This is a genomic window from Rothia similimucilaginosa, from assembly GCF_029850985.2.
Lineage (GTDB): Bacteria > Actinomycetota > Actinomycetes > Actinomycetales > Micrococcaceae > Rothia.
Genome location: NZ_CM138149.1, coordinates 1,624,753 through 1,641,554 on the forward strand (window position 1 = coordinate 1,624,753; position 16,802 = coordinate 1,641,554).

The 16,802-nt window shown below is 59.1% G+C and carries 9 protein-coding genes; 5 read left to right on the plus strand and 4 right to left on the minus strand.

The window, feature by feature from the left end:
* Nucleotides 1–180 precede the first annotated feature (180 nt).
* Nucleotides 181–1,938, plus strand: coding sequence for a DUF885 domain-containing protein (locus QFX07_RS06705; RefSeq protein WP_279741988.1), 1,758 nt, complete (start codon nucleotides 181–183; stop codon nucleotides 1,936–1,938).
* 173 nt (nucleotides 1,939–2,111) lie between these two features.
* On the opposite strand, the gene QFX07_RS06710 is transcribed toward QFX07_RS06705, so the two are convergent.
* Both QFX07_RS06710 and QFX07_RS06715 read right to left on the minus strand, forming a co-directional pair.
* Nucleotides 2,112–3,404 carry a glutathionylspermidine synthase family protein gene (locus QFX07_RS06710; RefSeq protein WP_279754334.1) on the minus strand — a complete coding sequence of 431 codons (1,293 nt, stop codon included), beginning with the start codon at nucleotides 3,402–3,404 and terminating at the stop codon, nucleotides 2,112–2,114.
* Between the two features lie 100 nt (nucleotides 3,405–3,504).
* Nucleotides 3,505–4,374 (minus strand): hypothetical protein, encoded by an 870-nt coding sequence (locus tag QFX07_RS06715; RefSeq protein ID WP_279741986.1) that lies wholly within the window; start codon nucleotides 4,372–4,374, stop codon nucleotides 3,505–3,507.
* Nucleotides 4,375–4,793: 419 nt separating this feature from the next.
* Here QFX07_RS06715 and QFX07_RS06720 point away from each other — a divergent pair, with 419 nt between their 5' ends.
* The 4 genes from QFX07_RS06720 (at nucleotide 4,794) to QFX07_RS06735 (ending at nucleotide 11,040) form a co-directional block, all read left to right on the plus strand.
* Complete coding sequence (locus QFX07_RS06720) at nucleotides 4,794–6,203, plus strand: dicarboxylate/amino acid:cation symporter (protein ID WP_279754333.1); 1,410 nt, start codon at nucleotides 4,794–4,796, stop codon at nucleotides 6,201–6,203.
* A 383-nt stretch (nucleotides 6,204–6,586) separates the two neighbouring features.
* Nucleotides 6,587–7,312 (plus strand): Maf family protein, encoded by a 726-nt coding sequence (locus tag QFX07_RS06725; RefSeq protein ID WP_279741984.1) that lies wholly within the window; start codon nucleotides 6,587–6,589, stop codon nucleotides 7,310–7,312.
* Nucleotides 7,313–7,452: 140 nt separating this feature from the next.
* The gene (locus tag QFX07_RS06730; protein ID WP_279754332.1) at nucleotides 7,453–9,273 is read left to right on the plus strand and encodes an acetyl/propionyl/methylcrotonyl-CoA carboxylase subunit alpha; all 1,821 of its coding nucleotides are present in this window, start codon (nucleotides 7,453–7,455) and stop codon (nucleotides 9,271–9,273) included.
* A 366-nt stretch (nucleotides 9,274–9,639) separates the two neighbouring features.
* Nucleotides 9,640–11,040 carry an MFS transporter gene (locus QFX07_RS06735; protein ID WP_279754331.1) on the plus strand — a complete coding sequence of 467 codons (1,401 nt, stop codon included), beginning with the start codon at nucleotides 9,640–9,642 and terminating at the stop codon, nucleotides 11,038–11,040.
* Between the two features lie 154 nt (nucleotides 11,041–11,194).
* On the opposite strand, the gene QFX07_RS06740 is transcribed toward QFX07_RS06735, so the two are convergent.
* On the minus strand, nucleotides 11,195–12,613 hold the full coding sequence (locus QFX07_RS06740; RefSeq protein WP_279754330.1) for an NAD(P)H-quinone dehydrogenase: 1,419 nt from the start codon (nucleotides 12,611–12,613) through the stop codon (nucleotides 11,195–11,197).
* 158 nt (nucleotides 12,614–12,771) lie between these two features.
* Nucleotides 12,772–16,518, minus strand: coding sequence for a transcription-repair coupling factor (mfd, locus tag QFX07_RS06745; RefSeq protein ID WP_279754329.1), 3,747 nt, complete (start codon nucleotides 16,516–16,518; stop codon nucleotides 12,772–12,774).
* Nucleotides 16,519–16,802 lie beyond the last annotated feature (284 nt).

Here is a 16,802-nt window from a genome sequence, read left to right on the forward strand (position 1 = left end):
TCCTGCACGTTCAGGTGGGAGAAAGCCGGGGCGTTTTCGCGCCTGCGCCCCGGTGAGTTGTCCCCAGGTGAGCCATTTTCCTCGCATTCGGTGCTGCTCAGCCCGTAATATTGCCGGTTTAGGCGACCTAAATCACCGAAAATCGTGGTTGAAGGCACACCCCTGAGTTAGGATATGAACATGAGCACTTACCAGGAACTTCCCAGCATCTACCGATTGAAGCGCTCGCTGACCGACGTCGATCAGATCGCTAACGAATATTTTGAAAAGGTCCTCGACCTGAACCCCGTCCAGGCAACCGAGCTTGGTCGTAAAGGTGTAGAGACGCTGTATCCCGACTACTCACCCGCCGGGGAGAAGGCTTTTGCGCGCCTTGCTAAGAAGACTTTGAAGAAGGTCGATAACGTCCTGCCTGTTGATGACGTTGACCTGGTCACCCTGGATGCTCTGCAGGAGCGTCTGAGCCTGTATCGCAAGCAGTACAAGGCTGGCTTTGGTGGCTGGCAGATGAACAATATTGCCTCCGTCCCGCAGGAGGTGCGCTCAGTCTTTGACCTGATGAAGCGCAATACCCAGCAGGATTGGGAGCACATTATTGGTCGTATGCACCGCGTGACCGAGGCGCTGGAGGGCCACATCCAGACTCTTGAGGCGGCTCGTGAAGAGGGTAAGGTTGCCCCGCGCCGCCAGGTGGATATTGTCATTGAGCAGACCGCCGCATACTATGCTCCCGGTGGTTTCTTTGACGAGCTTGCGACCGAAGTTGCCGCAGCTGTGCCCTCCCTAAAGGATGAGGCTGCCGCCGGTGCCGAGGCTGCAAAGGAAGGCTACCGCTGCCTCAACAGCTACCTGGTGGAGAAGCTGCAGCCGGTCGCGCCCTCCCGCGACGCTGTGGGCCGTAAGGCGTACAGCCTGCACTCCCGTTCATTCCTGGGTACCACCATTGACCTGGACGAAACCTATGCCTGGGGCGTGAAGGAGCTGGAGAGCATTATTGCTCGTCAGCGTGAGGTTGCCGAAGAGATTGAGCCGGGCGCAAGCATTGAGCGTGCGAAGCAGCTACTCGATGAGGATCCGGCACGTCAGCTGCACGGCACCGATGAGCTGAAGGCGTGGATGCAGAAGCTCGCCGACACCGCGGTAGAGAACCTGGCGGATACTCATTTTGAAATTGGCGGCCCCATGCGCCGCATTGAATGTTGCATTGCGCCCACGAATGAGGGCGGTATTTACTACACCGGCCCCTCCCCCGATTTCTCGCGCCCCGGACGCATGTGGTGGTCGGTTCCCGAGGGTGAGGACACGTTCACTACCTGGCGTGAAACCTCCACTGTGTACCACGAGGGTGTTCCGGGCCACCACCTGCAGATCGCTATCGCTACGGCTCTGAAGGGCACCATGAACTCCTGGCGCACAAACATGCTGTGGGTTTCCGGTCACGGTGAGGGCTGGGCACTGTATGCCGAGCGACTCATGGAGGAACTGGGCTATCTGAAGGATCCGGGTGACCGCATGGGCATGCTGAACGCTCAGCGTATGCGTGCCGCCCGCGTGGTCTTCGATATTGGTGTTCACTGCGAGATGCCGATTCCCGATGAGTGGGCTGAGCAGTTAGGCGTTGAGCCGGGCACCATCTGGACTTCTGACCTGGGTTACGAGTTCTTGAAGCTGAACCTGGACGAGTCCGAGGGTCAGCAGCGTTTCGAGTTCCTGCGTTACCTGGGTTGGCCGGGTCAGGCACCAAGCTACAAGATTGGCGAGCGCCTCTGGCTGGAGCTACGCGATCAGGCTCTGCACCGCGGCGATGACATGCGTGCGTTCCACACACGTGCGCTTCTGCTTGGTTCGGTGGGTCTGGACACTCTGCGCCGCGCCCTGACCGACGAGATGATGCTTCCTCTGGATACTGAGGATGACGATGATGAGGACGACGAGTAGCCCCTCGTCTGCTCGTTCCTCGGCGAGTGGATCTCTGGAGCCTCTGATCTGGAATCTCTGAGCTAGAGTCTTCGATGAGGAACTCTATAGATGAAGTCCCCGCTCCAGCTTTGCGGCTGATGCGGGGACTTCGCTGTATTTTCGTGTCTTCTGAGGATTATATCTTCTGGGGGCTATCCGAAGTTTGCGGTGCGGGGGTCGGTGGTGTCGAATCCCATGCCGGTAGAGTCGTTCAGATCCACCAGGTGCGGGGCAAAGCGGCACCAGTAGTCGGTGAGCGCGCCGTTTGATTCACGGATGCCCACACCTACGGTGCGTCCGTCGACCACCCACACGCCGAGGATGGGGTGGCTGACCGGATTGATAATCCCTTCGTAGTGCGGTGCCGGAATGTACTCCTGGTAGATGAATTCGCTTTCGGGAGCGCTGGCGAAGAAATCGTCGTCTTCAGGCTTGATGAAGACGTCGTAGTCGGGGGCGTAGATTTCTACGCCGTCACCTTCACGCCCGAAGATGGGCTTGCGAACCCAGTTACGCATGCCGCCGCGGTGGCCCGCGTAGGTGGGTACGAGGTTCGGGTGGCCCGGGTACTTGTCCCAGAGCGCAGCGAGCAGCAGCTTATTGGAGAGGAACATCTTCCACGCTGGCTCAATCCAGCGCTGCACAGCGCCATGGTAGGCGAAGAGGAGCTTGTCGTAGCCTGCATCGCTGTCGGTGACCAGGTCTTCCCAGGGGTAAAGCTTGAAGAGGTTGGTGATGGTGCATCCGTAGGCATCTTCCCAGCTCTTGGTTTCATCGTTGAAGATGATTTCGTCGATGGGAATCATGTGGGTTTTGATGCCCGCCTGCTGTGCCGCGTAGGCGATGAGCCAGAGGTTGTTGTAGTCCTCGTTATTCTCATCAATCTCAGCGGTCACATGCGCCAGGTGCAATACAGGCTGCACGCCGGCGGCAATTTCGGCTGCGAAGATATGGCGCCAACGGTTGGTGAAGGCTTCGCCGATTTCGCCCCAGTGGGCGTAGCCGCGGGTGTCGAGGCGCTGATCTTTCGCCCAGGTTTTCTGGCTGACTGCCGCCTCCACGATGCCGGTGGGGGTGTCTGCGTTGTATTCGAGCAGTTTCATAGGGTCTCCGGGCACACCGGAGTAGCTGAAGTCGAAGCGGCCGTAGAAGTCGGCGTCGCGGCGGTTCCAGGATTCTACGGCGAGGTTGAATGCCGCCTGCGGCAGACCGAGGGTACCGAACGCGCCGGAGGCAATGTATTCGACGGTTTCCAGGCATATGCGGTGCATTTCTTCCGCCTGGGCACGCAGGAAGTCCATTTCTTGCGGACTGAAAATGTAGGCGGCGTATTCGTTCCAATAGTGGTCGGTGTCGTGGGGGCCGTCCACGCTGTATGTGAGGCCTTCCTCAATGATGACGTTCTCCCAGTCGGGTCGACCGACAGGAAATTCTTCACGGCGCATGAGGGGCTAGGCTCCTTCGAAATAGTGATTGGAAAATAGTGAGGAAAATGCGGGCGGAACCGTTCAGTCCCTGCCCGCATTCAGTGTGATGGTTTATGGCTTAGCCACCAGAGGTACCGCCACCCGACTTGGAGCCGCCGCCAAAACCGCCCTTACTGCCGGACTTCGAGGACGAACCCGACTTGGAGGTGTTCGACTTGCTGTAGGAGCCGGTGCTACCGCTATTGCTGGTGCCCTGCTTACCGCTGGAGACCGAGCCGGTGGTCTTATTACGCACCGAGGAGGTCTTACCGGAGTTGTTGGTGCCGGTCACCTTGCCCGAGGAGATGGTGGAGGACTTCTTCGCGCTGCGGTAGGAGTCTTCAAAGCTACCGCCCTTAGAGGAAACGCCACTGTAGACGGTGCCGTTGCTGGGTCGGGTAGTACTACCTCCGGAGAGCCTGGTGCCCACACCGGGAACCATGGGGGTACCGGTGGAGTTCGCAGCACTCTGGCGACCCAGGTAGTACCAGAGGAACGCATTCGAATTACTGTGGGTGGTGGTCGAACCTGAGGAACTAGAAGAACCGAAAGAACCGGAAGAGCTTGAGGACTCCGTAGAAGAGCCTGAAGGCGATTCGGTCGGCTCCTGAACGCCTGCCTTCTCACATTCGCTATCTTCCACGCGCAGGGCGGTCTTCGCGTCCTGGCAGACGCGGGCGTACTCTTCACCCTGCGACAGGAATGCGTTCTCTTCCTGGTGCATGGAGTTGTAGGCGAAGATGCCACCGCCAATCAGTAGCACGCCAGCGCCAGCTACGGCAATCATTTTGGCGATGCCGGGGCGGGTTGCACCCAGGTTCAGGGCCTGCTGGGCAGAGGTCTGTGCGGCACGGGTAGCAAAGTTGGCAACTGCTTCCATGCGGTTGCCGGGCTTCTTCGGAACGTTAGGGGTGGTGGTTCCGCCGGGGTATTGGGGAGCAGAACTCATGCATCTCTCCTTGAACGGTGGTGCGTGGCGTATTACTCAGCGCGTATATAAAACTGAGTGAATACAGCATCATCCGGCGACTTTCGCCGGACTACCGGTGTGGCTCCAGCATATCAAGCTCTAGCTTTCGGATTATTAGCTGACGGCAAAATCTCAGCAAGCTTCCCAGCATGTTGCGCAGTTGTTTCCTTTCTTTTTGCTTTTGCGGTGACTGCCGGTTAACTATCAGCCGATCTAACTGCCTACTGGCGCAGCAGGCAGCACTGGTGGACACACTGGTAGATGTGCTGTTGGATGCACTGCCGAAAGGTGCCGCCGGAAGGTCACGATTCGTCACACATCCCCTATACTGCACCGGATTGCAATACTTCTTCACACAAACTCGCGCCGGAGTACGCAAAAGGTTTAGAGTATGCCACATGTCTACACCGCATGCAGCATCTCGTTCACGTCTACCCAAGTGGGCTACTTCTTTCGGCAACCAAATCATTGCCTCCCTCCTTCTGGGTATTGTTCTTGGCGCGCTCGCTCTCGCATTGGGCGGGGACGCGAAGAGCAACCCTAACTGGCTCATGGTGACCTTAGATACCATTGGTTCCTCCTACATCACCCTGCTGAAGGCGGCTGTTGTTCCGCTGATTTTCACCGCCGTGGTCGCCTCCATCTCTAACCTGTCACAGGTGACTAACGCGGCGCGTCTGGCGGTTAACACGCTCATCTGGTTTGCGATTACCGCGTTCTTCGCAGTGCTCATTGGTATTGCGATGGGCCTGCTTGTTCAGCCGGGCGTGGGCGCGCAGGTGCAGGGCAAGGCGTACACCGGCTCGACCGGGTCATGGACCGCGTTCCTAACCGGTCTGATTCCGGTGAACTTCTTGGGTCTGGGCGTCAGCGCTAAGTCCGGTGATTCCGGCATCACCGCCTCGGCATCCTTCAACGTGCTGCAGATTCTGGTCATTTCCGGCGTGGTCGGCATTGCCGCGCTGAAGGTCGGTGAGGCAGCCAAGCCGTTCATTGACGTGGTCAAGAGCGCTCTGGAGATTATTCAGAAGATTCTATGGTGGATTATTCGCCTGGCACCGCTGGGTACCGTGGGTCTCATTGCTAAGGCAGTGTTCGCGTACGGTTGGGCGTCAATGGGTTCGCTGGTCGCGTTCGTCATCGCTCTCTACATTGGCCTGCTACTGGTCTTTCTCGTGGTCTACCCGATTATTGTTCGCGCGAACGGCCTATCGGTCCGCCAGTACTTCTCTGGCGTGTGGCCGGCGCTCCAGCTGGGCTTCGTGTCCCGCTCTTCGATGGGTTCGATGCCGATGACTCAGACCGTTGCCGAACGCAACCTGGGTGTTCCCCGCGCCTACGCATCCTTCGCCGTTCCGCTGGGTGCGACCACCAAGATGGACGGTTGCGCCTCGGTTTACCCCGCTCTTGCCGCGGTCTTCGTGGCTCAGTTCTACGGTATTCAACTGGACTTCACTCAGTATCTGCTGATTGTAATGGTGTCCGTTCTCGGTTCGGCTGCGACTGCCGGTACGACCGGCGCTATCGTGATGCTGACCCTGACCCTTTCCACTCTGGGTCTGCCGCTGGACGGTGTGGGTCTGCTCCTGGCGATTGACCCGATTGTTGATATGGGCCGTACCGCTCTGAACGTTGCCGGTCAGGCTCTGGTTCCCGCAATTGTGGCTCGCCGCGAGGGCATCCTGGATGAGGATCTCTACAACGCTCCCCGTTCGGAGGGTGGCTTTGTGACTCAGGAATTCTACAATGAGCGCATCGCCGGCGAGGCGCAGCGACTTCACGAGGTGGAGGAGACGGCACGCCGCTAATCTGGCTGAGGCTCACACACGGCGCTAGGCGGTACTGCTTAGCGCCGTGCTGCTTCTCCACCGTCTATGCCCCCAGCATGGGCAAAATACATTCGTCAAACGTCATAAAACATCACGATCGATCCTTCTTTTCGTTAATTCTTGAGAAGAGTTATGATTTTGAACGGCGTGCTCCATCTCCTACGTGGTTGAGGGGGATGGGACACGCTCTTTTTTATACCCTCCGAGCTCGACGCTCCGGCCCTCCCCTCCCGCAGATCACGCCCTCAGATTACTCCTAGGGCCCGTATTCAGCGCTGATACACCGGCGGAGGGTTCCACCTAGTGACCCTCAATCTGCACCCGAGAGTAAAACTCGCCGGCAACACTCTAAAATAGAACCCATGACTACCAGTGCTTCATCAACCCAACTGATTCTTGCCTCCGCCTCCCCGGCGCGCCGCAAGCTCCTGGAAGACTCGCGCATCGTGTTCACGGTGCGCGTCTCCTCCGTAGATGAGGACGCCGCGCTCACCGCCGCCAACAACCAGGCACGAGCGCAGGGACGGGCAGGACTCACCCCGGCTGAAACAGCCTCCCTGCTGGCGCAACTGAAGGCGCAGGCAGTTGCCGCCGAACTTGCCGCCGAGGGTGTACGCAATGCATTGGTTCTGGGATGCGATTCGGTCTTCGAGTTTGAGGGGGTTGCCTACGGTAAGCCTCACACTGCTCAGGCGGCACGTGAGCGCATCAGCGCAATGAGCGGCAACTACGGTGTGCTGCATACCGGTCACGCACTCGTGGATTTGCGTGGCATTGAGCTGGGTGCCGAATTACCCGCTACTTCTGACCTACCCACTGTTTCTGAGTTGCGCAGTGCTACCGTCCACTTCGATACGCTCAGCCCCGAAGAAATTGAGGCGTACATTGCTACCAGTGAGCCGCTCTGGGTAGCCGGTTCCTTTACCCTGGACGGCTACGGTTCGGCATTTATTCGCGGTATTGAGGGTGAGTTCCACACGGTGGTGGGCTTATCCATCCACGCGCTACGCGATATGCTGCGCCGCCGCGAAGTTGCGGTAACCGAGTTGTGGATAGCAGCCCAAGACGAGGAGTTAGATCCAGCGTAATCATATAAATCTGTCTCAAAGCGCGCCCTGAAATACACATTATTGAACACCAATCGATAAGATAGAACAGTATGATGCGCGTTATATTCGCCAATCCTGCCAATGTATCCTTGGAGCAGGAGATTAAAGGAGAGCTTTAAGTGACTCAGCACCAGGCAGAAACCCCCAAGAAATTTACTGCAGTCCCCGGCCGCCATACTGGCCCGGTCAGCAAGATTCTGATTGCTAACCGCGGCGAAATTGCTGTCCGCGTGATTCGTGCGGCCCGTGATGAGGGCCTGCAGACCGTCGCCGTCTACGCTGACCCCGACCGCGACGCCCAGCATGTAAAGCTTGCCGATGAAGCCTACGCTCTCGGCGGCGCCACCGCGGCACAGTCCTACCTGGTGATGGACAAGCTCATTGAAATCGCTCGCCGCTCCGGTGCTGACGCTGTACACCCCGGCTACGGTTTCCTTTCTGAGAACGCACAGTTCGCGCAGAAGTGCATTGACGCTGGTCTGACCTGGATTGGCCCCTCCCCCGAGTCCATTACCCAGCTGGGTGATAAGGTGGCTGCCCGCCACATCGCGCAGAAGGTGGGCGCTCCCCTGGTGCCCGGTACTAAGGACCCTGTCAAGTCCGCCGATGAGGTTGTTGCTTTCGCAGATGAGCACGGTCTGCCCATCGCGGTGAAGGCCGCATTCGGTGGCGGTGGCCGCGGCATTAAGGTTGCCCGTGACCGTGAAAGCATCGTCGAGATGTACGAATCCGCTGTTCGTGAAGCCACCGCAGCATTCGGCCGTGGCGAATGCTTCATCGAGCGCTTCCTGGACTCGCCCCGCCACGTTGAGACCCAGTGCCTGGCGGATGCGCACGGCAACGTTGTGGTGGTATCCACCCGTGACTGCTCCCTGCAGCGCCGTAACCAGAAGCTTGTCGAGGAGGCACCCGCCCCCTACCTGAGTGATGAGCAGAACAAGCGCCTCTACGAGGCATCCCGCGCAATTCTGCGTGAGGCTGGCTACCAGGGTGCTGGCACCTGTGAGTTCCTGGTCGGTACCGACGGCACCATCTCCTTCCTGGAGGTGAACACTCGACTGCAGGTGGAGCACCCCGTCTCTGAAGAGATTTCCGGCCTGGATTTGGTTCGTGAGCAGTTCCGCATTGCCCGCGGCGAGAAGATTGAGGATAAGGACCCGGTTCTGCGCGGTCACTCCTTCGAGTTCCGTATTAACGGTGAGGATGCGGGCCGTTCCTTCATGCCTGCCCCCGGTACCATCGAGAAGATGACCGTACCCACCGGACCCGGTGTTCGCTGGGATTCCGGCTTCGTGGCTGGCGACGTTATCGGCGGTAACTTCGACTCCATGCTGGCTAAGCTCATTGTCACCGGAGCGGATCGCGAGCAGGCTCTGCAGCGTGCCCGCCGTGCCTTGGCTGAGCTGACTATTGAGGGTATGCCCACCGTCATTCCGTTCCACCGCGTTGTGTTGAATGATCCCGCTTTCGCGCCGGCTGAGGGCGGCGATTTCAAGGTGCACACCCGCTGGATTGAGACCGAGTTCAACAACACCATCCCCATGTACTCTGGTGCACCCGGTAGCGTGCGCTCCGATGAGGATGAACGCACCACCGTGGTCGTTGAGGTGAACGGCAAGCGCATGGAGGTATCTCTGCCCGATTTGAGCGGTAACGCGAAGCCTGCCGCTAAGTCCGCGTCCAAAACCCGCAAGTCCCGTTCGGCGCGCGGCGCCGCGAAGGGTGGCGGTGACGAGCTGACCAGCCCCATGCAGGGCACCATTGTGAAGGTTGCCGCTTCTGACGGTGACACCGTCGCTGAAGGCGACCTGATTCTGGTGTTGGAGGCCATGAAGATGGAGCAGCCCATTATCGCGCACAAGGCGGGTAAGGTTTCGGGTCTGTCGGCTAAGGCTGGCGATACCGTCACCTCCGGTACGGTGCTGGCGACCATCAAGTAAGACCTTTCAGCACCCTCGCGAGCGCTCCAGGCTATACAAATCCCCCGGAAGGGTTGAGGTATTACCTCGTACCCTTTCGGGGGATTCTCCATATGTGCTCTCTTCTGTTTCTATGGGATTTACGCGACTAACCCCTGTGATTACGTCCAGATAGTGACTGCATTTGTTGGGCTTTTTCTGAACAGAGTTATAATGTTGCACTTTAGAGGAGCCTTTCAGAATCCAGCGCCCACCGCACCCCACCCGGTGCAGTTACGGCCCCCGGTACGCGTCTACAGCACACCCGCATCCCGCGCTGAACGGTCATGGAACACCTACCTCAGGCTCCTTGTGTACACACAAATTCACCATCTGGGAGTTTTCCTCATGAGCGCCTCTGCACCTGACACGAAAGCGTCTGCTGCATCGGTGAAGAATACGACTCCTCGTAGTCGAGTTATTCTTGCCTCGCTCGTTGGTACCACCATCGAGTTCTACGATTTCTACATTTACGCCACCGCAGCCGTGGCTGTGTTCCCTGTGCTGTTCTTCCCCTCGAAGGACGCAACCACTGAACTTCTGGCGTCCTTCGCTACTTTCGGCGTTGCCTTCATCGCGCGCCCTCTCGGTTCAATAATCTTCGGCCACTTCGGCGACAAGATTGGCCGTAAGGCAACCCTCGTCGGTGCGCTGCTCACTATGGGTCTGGCAACCTTCATCATCGGTCTGCTGCCCACCTACCACCAGATTGGTCTGTGGGCACCGACTATGCTAACCATTATGCGTTTCTGCCAGGGCCTGGGCCTGGGTGGTGAATGGTCCGGTGCAGCACTACTCGCCAGCGAATATGCTGAGGAAGGCAAGCGTGCCCGCGCCGCTATGTGGCCTCAGCTGGGCGCACCCATCGGCTTTGTGCTTGCAAACGGCTTCATGCTGCTGCTGACCAGCTGGATTTCCTTCAACTCCGCGACCGACGGTAAGACCCTTGATCATCCCTTCCTCGTCTGGGGTTGGCGTATTCCGTTCCTGATGTCCATCGTGATGGTCGCTGTCGGCCTGTACGTGCGTTTTAAGCTGGAGGAGACCCCCGTCTTCGCCAAGGCTGCCGCTAACAACGAGAAGGTTAAGACCCCCCTCGTTGAGGCGTTCAAGGTCGCTTGGTGGCCCATGATTCAGGGTACCTTCATCATGGTTGCATGCTACGTGCTGTTCTACCTGATGACAGCGTGGGTTCTTTCCTACGGTATCGGCAAGGTTGAAAAGGGCGGTCTGGCTATCCCCTACCGAGAGTTCCTTGTGATTCAGCTGATTTCCATCATCGGCTTCGCAATCTTCATCCCGATCTCGGGTTGGCTGGCCGATAAGTACGGCCGCCGCACCCAGCAGCTGTGGACCACCATCGCGATGGCAGTCTTCGGTCTGTGCTTCGGCCTGTTCATCTCCCCCTCCGTTGTCGGCACCGGCCAGAATGCGAACGTCGCAGTGGTCACCTTCTTCATCTTCATCGGTATGTGCCTGATGGGTCTGTCCTTCGGTTCCATGTCCGCATACCTGCCGGAGTTGTACCCCACCAAGGTGCGATACACCGCCAGCGGTATCGCCTACAACGTGGCGTCCATCCTCGGTGCGGCGCTGACCCCGTTCGTGGCAGTGTGGCTGAACACCTCCTACGGTGTGGCTGCCGTAGGCGGTTACCTGGCGTTCGCTTCGATCCTGAGCGTTGTCTTCATCCTGCTCACTCACGAAACCCGTGATGTGGACATGAACGCTGTCAGCACCACGAAGTAAAACTTCGCGGAGCTAACGCGTCTCTACAGCAAAGCGGTGGGGGCCGACTCCTGAATCTTAGAACTTCAGGAGGCGGCCCCCACCGCTTTTATACGCGCAGAGATACTGGACCTTCAGAGATGCTACGTCCGGCTCAGTGCCTCATCTGCACAGATTACAGACCGCGAGTGTGCAGCTTGCGTGCCGCCTCAGCAATAGAGCCGGAGAGCGAGGGGTAGACTGTGAAGGTATCCGCCAAATCATCCACCGCGAGTTTCTTCTCCACAGCCAAGGCAATGGGGTAAATCAGCTCGGAGGCGCGCTGACCAACCACCACGCCACCGATGACGGTGCCGGAGTGGCGGCGAGCAAAAATTTTCACGAATCCATCGCGCATCGCCATCATCTTCGCACGCGGGTTGGTGCTCAGCTGCAGGGTCACTGCATCGCCACGGTACGCCCCCTCGGCAAGGTCCTTCTCGCTCACACCTACGGTCGCAATCTCCGGAGAGGTGAAGATGTTTGCGGCAACCTTATCAGTGCGCAGCGGGCGCACCGCGTCACCGAGGATGTGTGCCATAGCGATACGTCCCTGCATTGCAGCCACGGAAGCCAGCGGGTACACGCCCGTGCAGTCGCCAGCGGCGTAAATGCTGTTCACGCTCGTGCGGGACACGCCGTCCACCTTAATATGGCCACTCGGAGTCTGTTCAACACCGGCAGCTTCCAGGCCCAAATCTTCAGTGTTCGGAATCGAACCAATAGCCACCAGGCAGTGAGTGCCAGAGACCTTACGGCCATCGGACAAGGTCACGATGACACCGGAGCCGTCCTCAGTACGCTCAACAGCAGACGCGCGAGAACGCGGCATCACTTGCACGCCGCGACGTTCAAAGACGTCCTCCAGCACGCGGGCTGCGTCCTCGTCCTCACCGGGAAGCACGCGGTCACGCGAAGACACCAGGGTCACCTTAGAACCCAGACCGTTATATGCAGAGGCGAACTCCGCACCGGTCACACCCGAACCAATCACGATGAGCTCCTCAGGAACCTCGCACAAGTTGTACAGCTGAGTCCAGGTCAGGATGCGCTCTCCATCAGGCATACCGGTCGCCATTTCACGCGGATGCGTACCCACCGACAGCAACACAAAGTCCGCCTGCAGGGGGTAGACCAGACCCGCCTCATCGGTCACCTGAACGGTGTGGCGGTCCAGGAGCTTACCGGTACCGTGAATAATCTTCACGCCCGCAGAAGCCAGAGCACGTTTGATATCGGCAGACTGCTGCTGAGCCAGGTCGCGGACTCGGCGGTTCACACGGTCCATATCAACACGAAGCTGCGGAGCCTTACCCTTGGTATTTTCAATGCCCAAGCTACCCGCCTCGGAGAAGCGGGTCATCATATCCGCCGTAGCAATCAGGGTTTTAGAGGGTACAACGTCAGTCAGAACGGCGGAGCCACCAATGGCATTACGCTCGATGAGAGTCACGTCCGCATTGGATGCGGCAGCCACCATCGCTGCCTCGTAGCCACCGGGGCCACCACCAATAATTACAATTCGCTGAGATGCATAGTTCACCGTTGAAGTCATACCTTAATTGTGAGCTATGCCGCCCCTACGGGGCAAACGCACTCGCCGTGCAGATATGCCATATTATGGCAACCTGCACGGCGAGCATTTACTTGGGGCATGCCGGTTAGACGGGGCGCTCCCCTGTTCTTCTAACCTCTACCCTATTCTTCCAGCTTCTACTCCTCGAGAGCCTGCGGCTTCTCCGAATAAATCGAGTTGATGAACTTCTCAGCCCACTGCAGCATCGCACCGTCCACCAGGTCCTTACCGCCAACCGGCATGGTCTTCGGGCGCGGCACCAGAGTCAGCCAGGTGTCCATGCCCTTCGGCTGGGCATGGGTAGAGCCCGGGTACACGCGCTTCAGACGCATCTGGCGTGACTCCGGCAGCGGCGTAGCGGTCACCACGCGCACCTTCGGGCCCAAAACCACCAACTCGTGAATACCTGCGGCACGGGCATGCATACGCACCGTCGCGACGGCCAGCAGGTTTTCTACCGCCTCCGGCAGCTCACCGTAACGATCGGTGAGCTCTTCACGAGCCTCAGCAATTTTTTCTTCAGTGTCCGCGGCTGCAATCTGACGGTACGCCTGCAAGCGCAGACGCTCAGAATCAATGTAGTTGTGAGGAATATGCGCGTTGACGGGCAGGTCAATCTTCGTTTCGACCTCTCGCTCTTCCTTCTCGCCGCGATAGTTCGCCACCGCCTCGCCGACCAGACGCAGGTACAGGTCAAAACCGACACCGGCAATATGGCCGGACTGTTCGCCGCCGAGCAGATTGCCGGCACCGCGAATCTCCAGGTCTTTCATGGCGAGCTGCAGACCTGCACCCAGCTCGTTATGGGTCGCCACAGCCTTCAGACGCTCATGCGCAATCTCGCCGAGGGTCTTATCCACCGGGTACAGGAAGTACGCGTAGGCGCGCTCGCGGCCACGGCCCACGCGTCCACGCAGCTGGTGTAGTTGGCTCAGACCGTAGTTCTGGGCATGATCGACAATGAGAGTGTTCGCGTTCGAAATATCCAGGCCGGTCTCCACGATGGTAGTGCAGACCAGCACGTCAAAGCGGCGTTCCCAGAAGTCCACAATAATCTGCTCCAGCCGCGACTCACTCATACGACCGTGGGCGGTGGCGATGCGCGCCTCCGGCACGAGCTTGCCGATTTCCGCGGCGACATCATCGATGTCAGCCACACGGTTGTGCACGAAGAACACCTGTCCTTCACGCATGAGCTCGCGACGGATTGCGGCGGTAATCTGGCTGTCGGTTCGCGGACCGACGAATGTCAATACGGGGTGGCGTTCCTCCGGCGCGGTGGCAAGGGTAGAGGTCTCTCGAATACCGGTTAGCGACATTTCCAGGGTACGCGGAATCGGGGTAGCACTCATGGCGAGCACGTCCACATTCGTGCGCATCTGCTTGAGCTTTTCCTTGTGCTCCACACCGAAGCGCTGTTCCTCGTCAATAATGACCAGGCCCAGGTCCTTGAACACCACACTGTCCGAGAGAATCCGGTGGGTGCCAATCACCACGTCCACCGCGCCGGATGCAATTTCTTCGGTAATCTGGCGGGTTTCTTTCGCCTTCTGGAAGCGGGAGAGCACGCGAATCTTCACGGGGAAGCCAGAGAAGCGTTCGCTAAACGTCTCGTAGTGTTGCTGTGCGAGCAGGGTCGTGGGTACGAGCACGGCGACCTGTTTGCCGTCCTGTACCGCCTTGAATGCGGCACGTACGGCGACCTCGGTTTTGCCGAATCCCACGTCACCGGAGATGAGGCGATCCATGGGGATTTCTCTCTCCATGTCTTCCTTCACCTCGTGGATGGCGGTGAGCTGGTCGGGAGTCTCGTTGTAGGGGAAGGATTCTTCCAGCTCTCGCTGCCAGGGAGTGTCTGCCGCAAAGGCGTGACCGCGCGATGCCTGGCGAGCCGAATAGAGTTTCACCAGGTCTGCGGCGATTTCCTTGACAGCCTTGCGAGCGCGGGACTTGGTCTTAGCCCAGTCGCTACCGCCCATCTTCGACAGGCTCGGGTTCTCGCCACCCACGTAGTTAGAAATGAGGTCCAGCTGGTCAGAAGGAACAAAGAGGCGGTCAGGTGCGCCGCCGCGCTTGGCGGGGGCGTACTCGATGACCAGGTATTCCTTCATGGGTTGTACGCCATTGACCGGGGATACGCCAGCCACCGGGCGGGAGGTCATCTCGACGAACCTGCCGATACCGTGGCGTTCGTGCACCACGTAGTCGCCGGGGTTCAGAGCGAGCGGGTCGACAGCGTTGCGGCGGCGGCGTGTCTTGAATTTTTGTCCGGCAGCGCCTCGGGGCGAGTAGGTGCCGCGGCGGCCGAGCAGTTCAGCTTCGGTGAAGACGGCTAGCTTCACCTCCTCGATGAGGAAGCCTGCGGAGGCGGGCGCCTCGCACACCTCGACAATGCCGTGGTCGAGCTTGCCAGCGGGGTCAGTTTCTAGACTGGTTCGGCGGGCTGCGGGTACGGCAGGTGCCCCTTGGCCGGAGTGGAAGAGGTCGATGATGCGGTCGGTGGATCCACGGCCATTGGTGAGGGCGAGGACGGTCCACTGTTGGCGGATGAGGTCGCCAACCTGGCTGAGCATGCGTTCGACGGAACCGTTGAAGGCGGTTGCGGGGGTGGCGTTGACGGAGTAGGTGTCGATTCCGTCTTCGATGGCGTCGGCAATACTCTGGTGCTGGAGTGCCCCGGCGGCGTCTTCGAGTAGGTCTGCGTCAGTGACGAGTTCGGTGATTTCCCACCAACTGAGCTTGGCTTCGAGCGCCTGTGCGGCGGTTTGGTCGATGGTGCGGAATCCGCTGTCGCTCATGCGTAGCTGGCCGAGGTCGATGGGTGCTACTGCGTCGGCTTCTGCGGAGGTATCCCATGCGGCGGCGAGGAATTCTTCGTTGGTGGCGACGAGGTCTTCGGCGCGGGCACGCACGCGCTCGGGTTCGACGTTAATGATCATGGACCCTGCCGGCAGCAGCTCGGTGAGGGTATTCATGGATTCGATGAGCAGCGGGATGAGCGACTCCATGCCTTCGACGTAGATTCCACCGGCAATCTTTTCGAGCATGGCTGCAGCTGCCGGATAGTCGGCTTTCAGGCGGGCGGCGCGGCTCATAACCTCGGGGGTGATGAGCAATTCACGGCAGGGCAGCAGGGTGAGTTCAGCGAGCTCTTCTCCCTCGCTGAGGGTGCGCTGGTCAGCAGCGGAGAAGTGGCGTATTTCATCGAGTTCGTCACCGAAGAATTCGAGGCGGACGGGGGTGGTTGCTGTGGGCGGGAAGACGTCGATAATGCCGCCTCGTACGGCGTATTCGCCGCGCTTGGCGACAAGGTCTACGCGGGAGTATGCGGCGGTGTTGAGGCCTCGTACTACGTCTTTGAAGGGGTATTCTTCGCCGCGAACCAGGTGTACAGGTTCAAGTTTTTCGATGCCGGTGACGATGGGCTGGATGACGGCGCGTACGGGTGCAATAACGATTTGGGGGCGTTTGGCTGCTTCCCCGGTCATGGCGCGCAGTACCTGTAGCCGGCGGCCTACGGTGTCGGAACGCGGTGAGAGACGTTCGTGGGGCAGGGTTTCCCAGGCGGGGAAGAGCGCAATGTCGGCGGCGGGCAGGTAGGAGCGCAGGGCTGCAGCGAGGTCTTCTGCTTGGCGGTCGGTGGGGGTGATAATGAGGCTGAGGGCTTCGGGGGTGGTTGCGCGTACGGCGGCGGAGATCTCGGCAATGAGTGCGGCGTGTGTTCCTCCGACGGCGCCGATGAGGGTGTGTGCGCTACGTTCTGTGGGGTGCACGGAGGCGGCGGTGCGGATTGCGGCCCAGCTGCTGAGTTGGTTGAGGGTTTTCAGGAGGGGGTGCAGGGGCACTTCGAGGGGCTGTGCGGTAGCTTTTCGGGTGGTGCTCACGGGTTCTCCTGAATCTGCTGTCCTCGGTTCCGGCGGTTTGGCTGGTTGAGGGTGTCGATGGGTGGCTGGTGTGAGGTGGTGTCGGGTGGGGTGCCCGAGTGTTTTATTTTGAGGAATTTTATGTGCACTTTTGGTGATGTGTGCGGCTTTTCTATTGTAGGTCTACTCTGCTTTTTATGGCATTTTTCTTTCGTGGGCTTCTTTGGCTGTAGATATAGCTTTTTGCACCCGATTGTCACTTTCAATGGCGATATATGAGTATGGTTTTCTTCTGCGTCATTTCT

What these genes read in the sequence shown, in the direction of transcription:
- QFX07_RS06725 (WP_279741984.1), top strand. Translation starts at nt 6,587, where the DNA reads ATGACTACCAGTGCTTCATCAACCCAACTGATTCTTGCCTCCGCCTCC.
- QFX07_RS06720 (WP_279754333.1), top strand. Translation starts at nt 4,794, where the DNA reads ATGTCTACACCGCATGCAGCATCTCGTTCACGTCTACCCAAGTGGGCT.
- QFX07_RS06715 (WP_279741986.1), bottom strand. Translation starts at nt 4,374, where the DNA reads ATGAGTTCTGCTCCCCAATACCCCGGCGGAACCACCACCCCTAACGTT.
- QFX07_RS06705 (WP_279741988.1), top strand. Translation starts at nt 181, where the DNA reads ATGAGCACTTACCAGGAACTTCCCAGCATCTACCGATTGAAGCGCTCG.
- QFX07_RS06735 (WP_279754331.1), top strand. Translation starts at nt 9,640, where the DNA reads ATGAGCGCCTCTGCACCTGACACGAAAGCGTCTGCTGCATCGGTGAAG.
- QFX07_RS06740 (WP_279754330.1), bottom strand. Translation starts at nt 12,613, where the DNA reads ATGACTTCAACGGTGAACTATGCATCTCAGCGAATTGTAATTATTGGT.
- QFX07_RS06710 (WP_279754334.1), bottom strand. Translation starts at nt 3,404, where the DNA reads ATGCGCCGTGAAGAATTTCCTGTCGGTCGACCCGACTGGGAGAACGTC.